This is a genomic window from Marinobacter sp. MA (assembly GCF_048298425.1).
Lineage (GTDB): Bacteria > Pseudomonadota > Gammaproteobacteria > Pseudomonadales > Oleiphilaceae > Marinobacter > Marinobacter salsuginis.
Map to the genome: position 1 here is coordinate 2392110 of NZ_CP103058.1, position 15358 is coordinate 2407467.

The following is a 15358-nucleotide window of genomic DNA, read 5'->3' on the forward strand; positions in this document are numbered from 1 at the left end:
CACGCATGCTGCACACAGCTATTGGAAAGGGTCAAACCCCACTGAACGTGCTTTGCCTCGGGGCTCATTGTGATGACATTGAGATCGGCTGCGGCGGCACATTGTTGCATCTCTTGGCCAATCGGCCCGACGTAAATCTCACTTGGATTGTCTTTGCTTCTACCCCGTCCCGGCGACAGGAGGCTGAAACAGGAGCCGCGCTCTTTTCCAAAGGTGCTAGGTCTGTGGACTTAAGAATCCACGATTTCCGGGACGGTTTTTTGCCGACAGAACCGGTGCGATTGAAAGAATTTTTCGAAAGCCTGAAAACCGATGTAGCCAATCCTGATCTGGTATTCACACACTACCGCCATGATCTTCATCAGGATCACCGGGCAGTGTCTGATCTGACCTGGAACACATTCAGAAACCACCTAGTTCTTGAGTATGAGATCCCGAAGTGGGACGGAGATCTGGGCCAACCCAATATGTTTTTTCCCATCTCGAGGGGAACCGGAGAATCCAAGATTCGGTTTCTCCATGACGCCTACGCTTCCCAATCTGAAAAGCCCTGGTTCAGCCAGGATCTGTTCTGGAGCCTGATGCGAATTCGGGGCATGGAATCCAATGCGCCAGAGAGCATCGCCGAAGCGTTTTATTCCCGAAAACTGGTCCTGACCGCCTGATGCCAAAACGAACTCCTGCACAATCACCGAGGATTGCCGTTTTCGGTCACTATGGAAATCAGAACCTGGGCGATGAGGCCATTGTTGAGGCGGTTCTGAGAAACCTTCGCACCTACATTCCCGATGCAGAGTTGTCCTGCTTTTCCATCAATCCCGCAGACAGCGGCCCCCGACATAACGTGGACTCCTTTCCGATCCGGTATCGTGCGGACTATTTCAATCCAGCACCTTCCAGCGGCTCGGATACATCCGAGGAGCCACTGGCGCAGCAGACGACAGACCAACCGTTGCCCGCCCAGAGGTCCTGGAAGGCCCGAATGAAAGCCCTGCCCTTGCTTGGCCCGCTGCTGACCTTGGCACAGCAGGTTGTCGAATTTTTTCCCGTTCTCAGGCAGGAGCTTTCCTTTCTCCGCGCAGCCCGAAAGCGCCTGGATACGATAGACCTGGTTCTTGTCACCGGGTCTAACCAGTTCCTGGACAATTTCGGAGGTCCCTGGGGCTTTCCATACACCCTGTTGAAATGGACCTGGCTTGCGAAGGGGGCCGGCGCCAGGGTGGGTTTTATCAGTGTGGGTGCAGGCCCCCTGAGTCATTCCCTCAGTTACTGGATGCTCCGCAAGGCACTGAGCCGAGCCGACTTCATTTCCTTCCGTGATGAGGGCTCCCGAAAGCTTATCCTCGAAAAAGTCGGTATTGACGGTTCTATCTATCCGGACCTGGCCCATAGCCTTTATGGATCGGAGGCTCCACCGGATCGTCGACCGAAAAGTGATGAATTTCGCGTCGCCGTAAACCCTATGCCTGTATATGACAGCCGTTACTGGCATCACCCGGACGATGCTCGCTACCGCGACTACGTGCAAAAGGTGGCATCCTTGTGCTCCGACATAATGGCAAGTGGTGCAAGGCTCACGCTGTTCAGCACCCAGATTAGGGATGAGGCAGTCATTGAGGATGTTATCGAGTTAGTGGACGCCGATACGGCGGCCTTCCTGGAGCCCGAAATTGCCCGCAACAGAACGGTCAGTGAGCTGATGGACACCCTGAACAACGCCGATTGCGTTGTTGCGACCCGCTTCCATGCCACCGTACTGCCTCTTCAGTTGGGCATTCCGGTTCTGGGTATCTGCTATTACCGAAAGGCAGCGGAATTACTGGAAGATGTCGGACTTGGCCGTTATTACGTCAACATTGATGATTTCGATGCAGAAACCCTGATCGCCAAATTCAATGCGCTGAGGGAACAGATTGCCTCAGGCGACCTGGAGATCTCCAAGCAACATTCACGATACCTTGTTGCCCTCTCAGAGCAATATCAGAAAATTGCCGCCCTGGTGAACACAGGAGGTTCGCAGTAAGCATGGCCCGACCCAACGTTGTACTTCGGGAAGAAAACGGCTTTCCAAGGCAGTTCGACCCTGTTCATACAGGCATGCCGTTACCTGAAGGGTACTTAAGACCAGGGGAGGATCACGGCCTCCAAACCTCCGAAGGTCACCCCGTGGAACCCTTCCAGTCGCGACCTTTAAGTTTGTGGAACGATGGCAGTATTCGATGGCTGGGCATTGCCTTTCCCGCCCGCCTTGCACCCTGGGAAACCCGGGAGATTGAACTGGTCGCCCACAACCGCAGTGCCAGCCCTAAGAACATGCCGCCGCCAGCGCCCCGTCTCCTGGCCTGTGAACAGGCCCTTTCGGTAAGAATCGAACGAGCCGATGCGAGCTGGCGGGTGCTGAGCTTCGACTTGATCGACCAGGACAACAAAACCTGCGATGTCCGAATGGAGGAAACCTGGGTGTTAATCGAAGAAGGCGCCCTGTTTTCAGAATATCGAACGACGGGTTCTTTCCTGTCGCAAGCAGGCGAGCCATACCTCCGATTCTTCGTTACGCTCCAACTTTACCGAATCGGGCAACTGGTTCGCATTGAAGCCGGGCTGCACAACACCCGACGTGCACTGCATCGCGGAGGCCTCTGGGACCTTGGCGATTCCGGATCTGTTCACTTTCGTTCGTTCTCACTGTCTGTCCGCCAACCGAATGTCGCGTCATACTGGATCAATGCCGGGACAGATTCCGCTACCATTGCTGAATCTGCCCGGCCCCTTCGCCTGCATCAGGAATCCAGCGGTGGAGAAAACTGGAACAGCAGGAACCACGTGGGCGCAGACGGCAAGCTGACCACTCGTTTCCGGGGATACCGTTTATATCGCGGCGAAGAGAACGCAGGCCACGGGGAACGGGCAATGCCTGTTTGCGGTATGCTGGATAGCGACACTGGGACCTGCGCCACGATGAGGCATTTCTGGCAGAATTTCCCGTCCGCGCTAGAAGCAAACACGGATGCTCTGAAAGTCGAATTTTTTCCCGCCATTGGATCGGCCTACGAACTTCAGGGCGGCGAACAGAAACAACAGACGGCCTGGCTTCAACTGGACGGCGAAGGCGACACGCTCCGCAACCTCCACTTTCCTGTGATCCCAGTAGTGCCAGCGGAACACTATGCCATTGCCAACGCATTCCCCTTTTTTACACCGATCCATCAACGAGACCGGATCGACCGCCTGATTGAACTCGGTTTGTGCCCGGAAGCGGGGTTTCTCCAAAAACGCGAAGTGATTGATGAGTACGGCTGGCGAAACTTTGGCGATATCTTCGCCGATCACGAGAGCCTCTACCTGCCCTCTGACGAACCTCGTTTCATCTCTCATTACAATAATCAGTACGATGCCATCTACGGTTTTGCCCGACAGTTTGCCCTGACCGGAGACAAGCGTTGGTTCCAACTGATGGACGACCTTGCCCGCCATGTGGTTGATATTGACATCTACCACACCGATGAAGACCGGGCGGAATACAACCACGGTCTGTTCTGGCATACTGACCATTACCTTGATGCCCATACTGCAACCCACCGGACCTATTCCCGCTTTAACACAACGAGTTCAATGCCGGGCCAGACCGGAGGCGGCCCGGCTGCGGAGCATTGCTACACAACCGGCCTTCTCTATCACTTCTGGATGACCGGGTCCGAGAATTCAAAATCGGCCGTTCTCGAGCTTGCCACCTGGATGCGAAAGGCTCACGAAGGTTCGGTGGGGCTGCTTCCTCAGGTGCTCGCCATCAAGAAAAATGACTTGCCTCGATTGACAAAGGTTCTGGCAGGTAACCTCAATGGCGTTTACCAATATCCGTTTACCCGTGGCACCGGCAATTACATAAACACCCTGCTTGATGCGAGCCTGATTCAGCCCGAGGCTGACTGGCTGAGCCAGGCCGAGCATGTGATTCGCTGTACTATTGGTCCGGCTGACAACATTGAACACCGTAACCTTCTTGATGTCGAAACCGGCTGGCACTACCTCGTATTGCTATCGGCAATAACCCGCTACCTGTGCCTGAAACTGGACAGCCACTCGCGGGACGACGTCTATGAATACGCTCTCGCCAGTCTGAAACACTATTGGCGGTGGATGGTGATAAATGAGCAGCCCTTCCTTCACAAACCCGAAGAACTGGAGTTCCCCAATCACACCTGGGTTGCGCAAGACTTCCGAAAAGTGGCACTCCTGAAACAGGCCGCCCTGTTTGACGCCGAAAACAGCGAGGCATATAAGCGTAAAGCCTTCGAATGGCTCGGGGAGATCACTCGCACTCTTGAAGTCAGTGAAGAGCGTTTTTTTACACGAGTACAGATTATACTGCTCCAAAACTACGGCCCTCACCGATACGATATTCCCATAGCGGAAGAAGCAGCAGCAGGGAAAGCGGCTTTGAAGAAACATCGCAAGCATGGCAGAACAGTTTTCACGACCAGAGTCCTGATCCAGATTCTTCAACGCCTGGCCAGGGGGATCGTTCAGTTTCGTCCCGCCCGTGAAAAAGCCTGGCTGACTTTACGACTGGAGGGATGACGTGAAGTCCTTACTTAAGCCTTTGATGCGCCTGGTATTCACTGTGCTCGTGTTGCCGTTGTGGGTGGCGTATCATCTCCTCTCTCTGGGCGCCAATCGAGATTCCGTATTCCAGTCGTTTTCCCAGCTTCTGAGCCTTGTTCCCGGAAAGCCGGGAATATACCTGCGGGCCAGCTTTTACAGCCTGAGCTGTCCTGACACCTCTCCGGAAATATCCATTGGCTTTCTTACGGTTTTCTCCCACTGGGATACCACGATAGAGAAAGGTGTCTATATCGGACCGCAGTGCAATATCGGAAAATGCTCAATCGGTGAGAGCACCCTGTTAGGCAGTGGCGTCCATATTCTCAGTGGTGCAAATCAACACACCTTTAGCGACCCCACACAACCGATCCAGGAACAGGGAGGCACTTACACAAAAACCCGAATAGGTCGGGATTGCTGGCTTGGAAACGCCTCCGTTATTCTGAGTGATATAAACGATCACAGCATCGTTGCAGCCGGAAGCATTGTCACCCGGCCTGTGGGGGAAGCGCTGATTGTAGCCGGGAACCCGGCAAAGACTGTTCGGCCACGATTCAGTGAACAGCCTTCGAAGAGGACTGCGCCTCAAGGAAATGAGAATGACCAGTAACTTTGAGTCCCTCTATTACCAGAGCCCTGTCTGGCTTCAGAACGTGCTTGTCAGTGCCATGGGGTACAAGCTCTTTTTAAAGAGATACACCGGCACTTATCGGGACGTTCGAAAGCTGGTTGAACAGGCACGAAACTGGACCCATCAGGAAACGATCGACTACCAGAGTGAACAACTGCACGAGATGGTGAGGTTCTGCCGAGAAAACGTGCCCTACTATCAGCGCGTGTTTTCGGATATCGGCCTTTCGGAGCAACACATCACCCATGTTTCGGATCTCCGAAAACTACCGGTCCTGGACAAAGACACGTTGAGATCCAGACCTGAGGAATTCCAGGTGCCGGGTCAGAAATCATTTGTTCTGCAGAATACCAGCGGAAGCACGGGGACGCCGCTGACGCTGGCCGTCAACGAAAGAACGTACAAAATGGCCATGGCACTTGTTGTGGACCACGAAGAGTTTCACGGGGTCCCTTTTGGAGCAAGGAGAGCCACATTCGCCGGGCGCATGGTGCAACGGGCCAGTGACCTTACACCACCCTTCTCTCGGCTTAACAGGGCCGAGAATCAACGACTGTATTCAAGTTATCACCTCAACCCGGCCACCTTTCCGGCCTATCGCAAAGATCTTGATGTCTTTGCTCCAAAAGAGTTGATCGGGTACCCGTCCGCCATCGCGGAACTAGCGGGTTACTACGCAGCCACAGGCACGGTCCCCCAATTCCAGCCAACAGTGATCATCACAAATTCCGAAACGTTACTTGCATGGCAAAGGGAACGCATCGAAAGCGTGTTCGGGTGCCCCGTGAGGGATTATTACGGCACCGCCGAGTACGTTGTCTTTGCCGGCCAGGACAAGCACGGCCTTTACCAGTGCAATCCAACGCTCGGAGTAACGGAAGTTCTGCCATATTCATCGGGCGAACTTGCCGGAGATGTCATTGCAACCACCTTAACCAACACCTGTATGCCTTTGCTTCGATATCGGGTTGGGGATTCCGCGACCCTGACCGCCCGCGAAGATCTGATGGAGGCGAGTCAAACCCGCCTGGCGTCTATCAATGGCAGGATTGATGATTACATTGAAACGCCAGATGGCAGAAAGATCGGGCGGATTGATCATATATTTAAAGGCTTGAGCGGAATCAGGGAAGCCCAGGTAGTTCAGGATCGCCCAGATCATTGCACTATCAATATTGTCAGGGCTGACGACTCAAGCCCTGTCGACGAACACACACTGGAGGAAAACTTCAAAGCCAGAACTGGTTCTCAGGTAGGACTCACTTTCCAGTATTCGGATGCGATACCAAGGTCTGCAAATGGAAAGTTTAAAAGTGTTGTCCGGCAATAATATGGGCTCTGCTATGATTCAGTTTTCGTTCGTTATTCCCTGTCTGAATGAAGCTAGGCATATTAGACAATGTCTGCAGTCTCTTCAGAATCAAACGATTCCCAGAGATCAATTCGAAATAATCGTCGTTGACAACGGATCCTCGGATGATTCAGTCAGAATCAGCAGGGAACTGGCAGACAAGGTTTGCATTGAACCGGATCTGAAGGTTGGCGCCCTTCGAAATTTTGGCGCCAGGTTGGCACAAGGCGAGATCCTGATATTTATTGACGCAGATTGTACCCTGCCCGCAAATTGGCTGGATCGATTGAGCCAACAATCCCTGTCATCAAATCAACGTTTGGTTCTTGGCGGTGGTTGTGAGTTGCCGCCGGATGCCACATGGATTGAAACGCACTGGCTTCTTGAGGGACCGAACGGCAACGCTTTACCAAAAGATTTACTAGGTTGTTCTATCGTGATCGGCAAGAGCTTTTTTAATGAGGTAGGAGGTTTTAATGAAACCATGTCGTCCGGAGAGGACAGCGAACTTTCAACAAGGCTGAAAAATGCTGGAGGAGAAGTCCACATCTCCAGAGATGCAAATGTTATTCATTGGGGCAATGCAAAAACACAAAAAGCTTTTGTAAAAAGGCAAATATGGCATGCTGAATCATACTCAGAGGATTTAATGCGCAACTTAAAAGACCCTGTGTTTTTAATAACCGTGGGATTTGGTTTTTGTCTGGCTGCAACGGTTGGTGCTTTCGCGTTGCAATCATCGTCCCTGTGGCTATTTGCTACTTTTCTATTTCTCTTCCCTATTCCATTGACTTTAAAGCGCTATAAACGAGCCTCGCGAGTTCCAAGAAGCCTCTCAGAACTCGCGAGATCTTATTACCTTGACCTCTTATACCTTTCGGCACGTCTCTATAGGCTAGTAACGCTGACTACAAGGCGAATTCTATTAATTCACCTCAAGTGAGGTTGGTGGCGAGGGAGGAGAAGCCAATTCTTCAGACATTAAATCGGCTGGAATATCAGTTCTGATCACGACATCGTCAATAGAGTACCACTCTTCCCTACGGTCAGAATTTGGATAAGTCTGGAAGAAATCGTTTCCACCGATCGCAACAAGATTCCATTTGGCATTCTCATTCTCGGAGGAAGACGGCCTTATCCAGGGGATCGAGGTGTTACTGAAAATCTGCTCACCATTCAGCCACTGTTTGAAGACGCCATCAGTTCTACCAGGCGCCGTGTTCATCTTCACGTAGAAGGCGATCTTAGTCCAGGCTCCACCAGGTCCAAAAACCTGGTCATGAACGACTTTCTCGTTCGGGTCATTTGAAATATAACCGCCATTGACTCGATCAACGATCTTTGGGTTCTCGCCACCGGCGCCCATTCCCAGGACATCTCTGGTGAAGTTGAGATTGATGTCACCAATACCAACTATTTGACGAGGCAGGCCTGATATATCGCCCGACGAAAATCCGTAGTTGTCTCCGTGTGGCCCCCCCCTGAACGCAAGTGCATTACGCACTCCGTAGCTGTTCACATTATGATCCCACAGGGCTATCGGCCCCAACTCTCCGTCACCAAAGGCCTGATATTCGCTCCCTTCCTCACTCCAACTCGACACACGGAACAGTTTGGACGCAGGGGATGGAGTCCCACTCACATATTCGCGGGACCAGTTATCACCGAACCTGATCCAGAACTCTACATAAAGTGAGTCATACCCCTCTGGTAGAAATTTAACCAGCATTGACTCGGAGCCCCAGTAATTCCAACCTGCATCGTACGAATCTCGCCAGCTCACAAAGGATTTACCCACTCCTCCTCTGGCTTTCTCGGAATTCGATGCAAGAATTTCAATCGTCTCATGCCTGTCTGGATGACCTGTGGAGGGTGCCCATACTGGGTCTTGCCTAACAGAATACCAACCCTGCGGAATCACATGCGTTCCCGCGCTTTGGACACGATCCGGTTTTCCAGCCGGGCTCGCAGAAGTGGCATTGATCTCCAGACCACTCGTCCAGTCAGGCTGATTATCAAAATTTTCCACAAACAGTACTTCACTTGTGACAGCAGAACTGTATGTCGCTGCCATGAACAACAACACACTTGCACGACTAACAATGGGATGGGAGTTCATAAACCTTATACCTCGATGCCTCAGGGATGGTGATTCCATTAACTTAAACAAACTCAAGCTTGAACGTCGTGAACTGTTCATACTTCCCATGCGAAGTAATGTTTCATATTGCGTTGTACTGTAAAATAAAGTTTAGCACTTATAGTAGAAGGTCTCCGGACAGCGATAGACCTAATTTTTTCCAAAAGATTCTCGATAGCCTCTCTGGTTATTAGGACAAAAGCCCTTGACCAGGTTTCGCTTTGGCCGCTATGACACGTGGTCGTGGTTGCCAGAACTGGTATGGAGACGTGCCAGTGTGCCGCCGGCAACCTTGCCGGAGGCTTTCCAACACATTAAAACGGAAAAGACTCTCCGCACTGCGGATAGCAAAATTCTCACAGCCAGGACGTGCGCTACATGCCCGAAGCTTCTTCTGAAACTCTGCCTCTGAAAGTTCTGTTTATTGCCTATTTCTACCCACCAACCGAGAGCACAGGTGTTCCTGGCAGCATGCGCACCGTCAAGTTTGTGCGGGCTTTAAGCAATGTCGAGGCGCATGTTCTGACAACACAACCGCAGGTTGGGCCCGTAGCGGATGCCCTCGGTCATCTTTCGCTCCCTGTCAATGGAGAAAAAATTCATCGGGTGGCGGTTTGGGATATCTTCAAAGCGTTGCTGGCCGTGCGGAAATTCTTCACCCGTAGAAAGACATCCCCCGAGTCGGGATCTGCGTCTTCGCCTAAGACGACGTTCCGGTCGTCGGCACCGAACCCCGACAACAAAGCCTCTTCAATTCAGCGCCTAAAGGACTTTGTCTACGATTCCTGTTATTTTCCCGACCAGGCCGGGCCGTGGATTATCCCGGCAACCATCCGGGGAGTCAGGGAAACGCGCAAAAACGGTATCGACGCCATTTTTGCCACAGGATCACCCTGGTCTGGTCTGATCGTTGGCTACCTGATCAGCAAATTCTGCGGGAAGCCACTGATTGTGGATTTTCGCGATCCATGGATGAACAACCCGTTTCACCATTCCAAAGGAAAATTTCTGGACAGCCTGGCCTTACGGCTCGAGAGAAAGGTTGTTCAACATGCCACGGCAGTGTCCCTGAATACTGAGCCGCTTATGGAAGAGTTCAGCGAACGGTACCCGGAGCAACGGGATAAGTTCCTGGTATTGCCCAATGGTTTTGATCCCTCGGATTTTGAGGATATCGATGCCGGCAACGCCGGAACAGACTCGCCCGATCTTGTCCTTTGCCATGCGGGCTTCCTGTATGGTGTTCGAGACCCGGCCGTTCTACTTGAAGCCATCCGGGTAGCAAATCGAAAGCGAGCGGGCGAATCCGGCAAGATCGTCTTCCATCAGATCGGCGACGTTCAACTCGATTACAACCTGAGAGACAGGTTTGCGGACCTTCTGGAGGATGGATCGTTGATCATTGATGAGCCAGTGCCTTACAAGCAGTGCCTGCGCTCCCTGGCCTCAGCGGATCTGGTGGTTAACATACAACCCGGAACCCAGACTCAGATCCCATCCAAGCTCTATGATTATCTGGCATTGGGCCGCCCAATCATCAATATCACGCCGGCAGATGGGGCCCTGGGCCGATTGGTGGCTTCCAGAGGCCTTGGCGAGCTCTACGGATTTGATGATACCGAAAACCTGGCCTCAGCACTGGATGGCAGATTCTCCGACTCTTCGATAGGATCCTTTTCAGGTTATCTGAACGCCTCCGAATTCCATATCAGCAACATATCTGACGACCTTTACAGAAAGTTGCGTGAAGTATCCTCAATTCCCCGTCAACGCTAGAGCAAGCAAGTAAACATCGGCACTTCAGTCGGCGGGTCTGGTATACCCAGACCCGCCGACTGCCCTACTCTAGAGAAACGCTGACCACTTTCGATGGTGCGCTGATCAATCCATTCATATCGATGACCTGCACGGAAAAATACCAAGTTCCCGCCGTCAGGTTCTCAAAGGTGTACTCTGTGGTTCCTGCGGATACCGACACATTCTGACCGAGCGAGTTTGCGGAAGTCCCGTAATTGACGCGATAGAAGTCGATCTCGCTGAGCGCGATGGAAGTTCCATCTGCCCTGGTACCCGGCGCAGTCCACGACAGCGTTGCCGTCCGTGTTGTCGGCGCTGGTTCTGGAGCTGGTTCAGGCTCCGGCGGTGTAGTCTCAGGTTCGCTGGGCGGCACCGATGTTTCTGAGGAAACATCCCCTTCCCAGCTCTTCACCGGTTCAAGGGACCAGGGATTCACGTCAGACTGGTATGCTTCGGCTACAGACACTCCCGAGTTGTTGTACTCCTGCGAAGCATCGTTGTTAAACGGATCTGAGCCATATTCCATCTCCCAGGTATCCGGAATGCCATCGTCGTCACTATCAGCCGAGACAGAAGATTCAAATGGAGTCACACGGAAGATCTCCGACGGCTGGACGACCTGTTGAGTCTCAAGATCAACTATCTCCAGACGAAGGAATGCACTTCCGTAGCCCTCCGAGAACTCAATCATGGCCGGGTATAAAGTGCCGGCAGACAGGACCACCTGCCCCGTATACGCTTCGCCACTTCCTCCTGTCCAGGAGTCAACGACCATTTCATCACCGACCTTGATGCGGACACTGTCATCCCGGGTTGCCCGCACTTCGTACCGACGGTTCCCGCTAGCGTGGGGCGGGACGATATAGGTGTACCAGCGCGCGCTGAAGTTATTGTTAGGTATACCACTACCGGGCGAATCCGCACCCCAGTCATTATCGACATTCTGGTCCAGTCGCGAAAAGACGAAGGTATCAAACCGGCGACCCGCGAAGAACTGCCCCTTCAATCCGGCGACGAAATCCGGGCTTTGTACTTCCTGCACAGGTTTGTCTTCTGGATCATCAATGATCGTGGATGCCTGATACTCCTCGAGATTTGAGTATCCATCCCCATCAAGATCGCGGGTGGCATCAGCAGGATCCCTCGGGTTTAGGCCAAAGGCGAACTCGGCACCATCGGGAATACCGTCCCCGTCAGTGTCGCTATCTGCGGGGTTGGTCCAGACTTCATACTCATCCCGAGCCGTCAGCAGGTCATTATCCAGATCAGAATCACCATCCCCCGGGTCAGAAGGGCTGAGCCCAAACTGGACTTCCCAGTTGTCGTAGAGTCCATCCTGGTCTTCATCAAGCGGTGGGTACTGATCGTTAAACGGAAGATTCTGCTCGCCGTCAAAAAAGCCAACCCGGTAACCTTGTTTGAATCCTTCGACCCCGGTTTCTTCCGGAGAGTACTGTTCGCTGGTCTGAGCTGGAGAATGGAGGTATTCCGCTCCTATAATGGCTCGCGAAAATCCGGGGCCCTCCCATGCCACGCTGAAGTGATCTCCACCACCTCCCTCTTTGTGCCTCAATTCAAAATAATACTGTTTGCCCGCCGTCAGCTCGATTTGCGGAGAAGCCTGTGAGCTGAATTTCCCAAATTGTTGAACGGAGCTGTAGGACGGAACACTTGCAATGACGGTTGCGTTGGCTGCAGACCGGTCAGAACTCAATGAGAAACTAGTCTGATCGTCACCGGACACGTAAAAACGGTAGACGCCCGTTACAGGTGGCTCAATGTATCCGCGTACGAGCGTAGCGTAGTTGTCCCCTCGGCTGGAACGAACCTCCAGTTGCGTCAGTTTCTCCACGACGTCCGGGTTGTCGGGGAATCTGGCGAGTCCCTCGACGTCAGACAGTTTAATACCCGGAACATTGTCAAAATATCGAAGGTCAACCCACCCGGGCTCGCTGACTTCAGGGAGTGAAGCAGTGGGAGGTAGAGTATCAATATCCCGAATGGTAAGAGACTGACACCCAGCCAAAACGAAAATCAATATCAAAGGAAGGACGAGCTTTCCGTTACTCATGGCAAACTCCGAATTGCGTGTAAGGTAAAACCATTACAGCCTTCCTAGAGTATTGTCGCCCACTCTCCTTACTGCCAGAGGCAGCATGTATCAATTCGCGATTAAAAAAACCTGCAAATAGGTACTTGATCTACTAACGGGGGAGGATTTATTTCAATGAGACCTTTCGCAAAACCCAATTGAAGATTGTCGTCACCTCGCCGCGCACAGGATGTTTGATAAGATAAAGTGAAGAGACCCAAACAACGGGTAGGCATAATGCGACTGAGAGAAAAGCCGTGGACATTTCCATCCCGGCATTCATCCCACCGGTATAGATCAGCTCAGCCGCCAACCAACAAATCACCGCGAGCCCCAGATTTGATAGCCAAGCACGGAAAAATACAAAGGCCTTCAAGCCCATTACCCGTGCAAGAATGAAGGTAGTAATGACCGCATCTGCGAATCCAACAAGCACAAAAGCGCTAGCCACCGCCTCCAATCCCAGTGGATAGGAAAATACAACGCCGGAAAAGTAGAGAGCGAACAGAATACCTTCCTTTACAACCATCACCCGCTCATACCCGCGAGCCAGAAACAGGTCTCCGGAGAACCAGTGCACTCCACGTAGCATTGCCCAGCCCGCAAGGATAGCGGCAAACGGGGCTGCAGCATCCCATTGATCCCCGAAAAATAAACGAATGGTCGGGAGGCTTACTACGCTTGCCACGGCCAGTACTGGCCAAAGGACGGCACCTAGCATGACGCTTGCACTGGTATAAGCATCGTTAACGTCATTACCACTGCGCTGCACCTCGGACAAATAAGGAAGCACTACAGGCTTTGCCCCCATCATTAGAGTCTGCGACATGAACTCGATGAACCCCAGCCCCCGTGAAAACAGGCCTACCTGTGCCGTCGTGCCCAGTTTTCCGATGACCATATCCGGGGCGGTTATCACCCCACGGCGAAAGAATCCGGCCAGTGAGCTGTAAATGCCAAACCGCATAACGGTGCCCAACTGATGTAATGAGGGTAACCAGCGGGTTTCGGGGGGGCGGAGCCAATACACAAGGATCACTTCGACGAGCACCGCAACTGTGTAACCCCAGGCGAGTGAGTAAAAACTGAAGCCTGCAAAAATGAGGGAAATGGTTGTTACCAGATTGCTCAGACTGGTGACAAGGCGGATAATCAAAATCTCCTTGAATTTGAAAGCTCGCATGAGCAACGCAGTGGGGATACTGATCATTGGAGCGAGGAAAAAGCTAACGGAAAGTATCCTGAAGATTGGAGTCAGTGGAGCCAATTCGTAGAAATTAGCGACCAAGGGGGCTACAAACCAGATGCCAACACCCATGCTCCAGGAAATCAACATGGTTAAGCCCATCGCCGACCGAACCTTCGTTTCCGTTAACTCCTCCTCCCGGACGAGATACATGCCGGCTCCGAGCAATCGGAACTCCGTCATGACCACAGTGATCGCACTCGCAATGGCAAAGGTGCCGATTTCCTCGGGTGTTAACAGTCTGGCAATGATCATGGTCGACGCCAGACCGATAATCATCAGGCCGTACCGGGTGACAAATGAGAAAACGACAGCCTTACGAACATCAGACACGGATTCGCTCTCTCTCTGCGATGGCACAATAAACTTTCAGGTAGTTGTTCACCATCGCACTGACCGTGAAAGACTGTTCGAATCTTGACAGGCTTGCAGCCCCCATGTGCGATCGCATGTCAGGCTGTTGCTGCAGCCGTTTCATGGCATTGGCGAATTCATTGGCGTCATCACTGGCAGTAAGCAACCCGGTCACGCCATCCTCAACAATTTCCGGATTCCCCCCGACTCTGGTGGCGATCTGGGGGATACCCAGGCTCATTGCCTCCAAGAGCGTCATGGAAGTTCCCTCTGTATGGGATGACAGAAGAAACACATCCAGACAGGCCAGGTGATGCTCTGGCCGGGTGATGAATCCGGTAAACCGCACACTGCCGGATAGTCCGAGTTCCGCCACAAGTGACTCCAGCGAAGATCGCTCTGGCCCATCACCTACAATCAAAAGCTTGGCTGGCCCGGATCCTTCAAGGAACCTGGCGAAGGCTTTGATCATCATTCGTTGATTTTTCACGCTGTCGAGACGGGAAACCGTACCAAATACCAACTCGCCGTCGGCCAAGCCCAGTTCTTTTTTCAAACCAGCTACCTTTCGCGAATCCCGAACCATACCCCGGATACCGTTATAAATGACGCTAATCTGCTTTCCGGGGATGAACTCGTAGCGGTTGAGTGCCTCTGCCGTGGCGTTGGATATAGCAATGATTCTGGCCGTCAGCGTGGCCATGACAGGATTGATCAGGAAGGCCTTGTATCTGTACCTGTCGGGGTGAAACCGGCCGTGCTCGGTGAAAACCACTCGGGCTCTGGTACCCAGGCTTGCCAGCCAGCCATAAAACCAGGGCGTGTACTGATGGCAATGAACAATATCATAGTCACCCTGCCTGATCACGGCACGAAGGTTAGCGACCAGTCCAAAGTCGATACCCGGCTTCCTTTGAAGACTGTTTACAGCCACACCCTTTTCCACCAACTGTTGGCCAATGGGCCCCACGAAGCCATCAATACACAACACTTCGCAGTCCACGTCGCTGTTGTCAATGCCCTCAATCAGTTGACGGATCACCTGTTCCGTGCCGCCAATGGCCATGTTGAATGTAACGTGTAAGACCTTCATGCGCGTGCCTCTGACCACATCATGCCTTTTATGTGGTTATTGCCCGTTCGGG

The 15358-nt window shown here is 52.6% G+C and carries 10 protein-coding genes; 6 read left to right on the forward strand and 4 right to left on the reverse strand.

What is annotated here, in order from left to right; genetic code table 11:
• Positions 1-5 precede the first annotated feature (5 nt).
• The 5 genes from NUW46_RS11135 to NUW46_RS11155 all read left to right on the forward strand — a co-directional run bounded on the left by NUW46_RS11135 (position 6) and on the right by NUW46_RS11155 (position 7527).
• Entirely contained in the window at positions 6-665 is a 660-nt protein-coding gene (locus NUW46_RS11135; RefSeq protein WP_418140110.1) for a PIG-L deacetylase family protein, read from the forward strand.
• Positions 665-2023 carry a polysaccharide pyruvyl transferase family protein gene (locus tag NUW46_RS11140; RefSeq protein WP_418140111.1) on the forward strand — a complete coding sequence of 453 codons (1359 nt, stop codon included), beginning with the start codon at positions 665-667 and terminating at the stop codon, positions 2021-2023. Before NUW46_RS11135 ends, NUW46_RS11140 begins: the two co-directional genes overlap by 1 nt.
• A gap of 2 nt (positions 2024-2025) precedes the next feature.
• Positions 2026-4578 (forward strand): hypothetical protein, encoded by a 2553-nt coding sequence (locus NUW46_RS11145; protein WP_418140112.1) that lies wholly within the window; start codon positions 2026-2028, stop codon positions 4576-4578.
• 677 nt (positions 4579-5255) lie between these two features.
• On the forward strand, positions 5256-6563 hold the full coding sequence (locus NUW46_RS11150; RefSeq protein ID WP_418140113.1) for a phenylacetate--CoA ligase family protein: 1308 nt from the start codon (positions 5256-5258) through the stop codon (positions 6561-6563).
• Positions 6532-7527 carry a glycosyltransferase gene (locus NUW46_RS11155; protein ID WP_418140114.1) on the forward strand — a complete coding sequence of 332 codons (996 nt, stop codon included), beginning with the start codon at positions 6532-6534 and terminating at the stop codon, positions 7525-7527. The genes NUW46_RS11150 and NUW46_RS11155 overlap by 32 nt, the downstream gene beginning before the upstream one ends.
• Here NUW46_RS11155 and NUW46_RS11160 read toward each other — a convergent pair.
• Positions 7510-8703, reverse strand: a complete 1194-nt coding sequence (locus tag NUW46_RS11160; protein ID WP_418140115.1) for a hypothetical protein — start codon at positions 8701-8703, stop codon at positions 7510-7512. The two genes, NUW46_RS11155 and NUW46_RS11160, sit on opposite strands and share 18 nt — an antisense overlap.
• Before the next feature lie 399 nt (positions 8704-9102).
• On the opposite strand from NUW46_RS11160, the gene NUW46_RS11165 reads away from it, so the two are divergent.
• Entirely contained in the window at positions 9103-10500 is a 1398-nt protein-coding gene (locus tag NUW46_RS11165) for a glycosyltransferase (protein WP_418140116.1), read from the forward strand.
• Between the two features lie 64 nt (positions 10501-10564).
• Here the strand turns inward: NUW46_RS11165 and NUW46_RS11170 are convergent, their stop codons facing one another.
• From NUW46_RS11170 to NUW46_RS11180, 3 genes are all read right to left on the reverse strand, one after another.
• A complete protein-coding gene (locus NUW46_RS11170; protein ID WP_418140117.1) occupies positions 10565-12592 on the reverse strand; it encodes a PA14 domain-containing protein in 2028 nt (675 codons plus the stop codon).
• A 148-nt stretch (positions 12593-12740) separates the two neighbouring features.
• Entirely contained in the window at positions 12741-14192 is a 1452-nt protein-coding gene (locus NUW46_RS11175) for an oligosaccharide flippase family protein (RefSeq protein WP_418140118.1), read from the reverse strand.
• Positions 14185-15306, reverse strand: a complete 1122-nt coding sequence (locus NUW46_RS11180; RefSeq protein ID WP_418140119.1) for a glycosyltransferase — start codon at positions 15304-15306, stop codon at positions 14185-14187. Before NUW46_RS11180 ends, NUW46_RS11175 begins: the two co-directional genes overlap by 8 nt.
• Between the last annotated feature and the right edge of the window lie 52 nt (positions 15307-15358).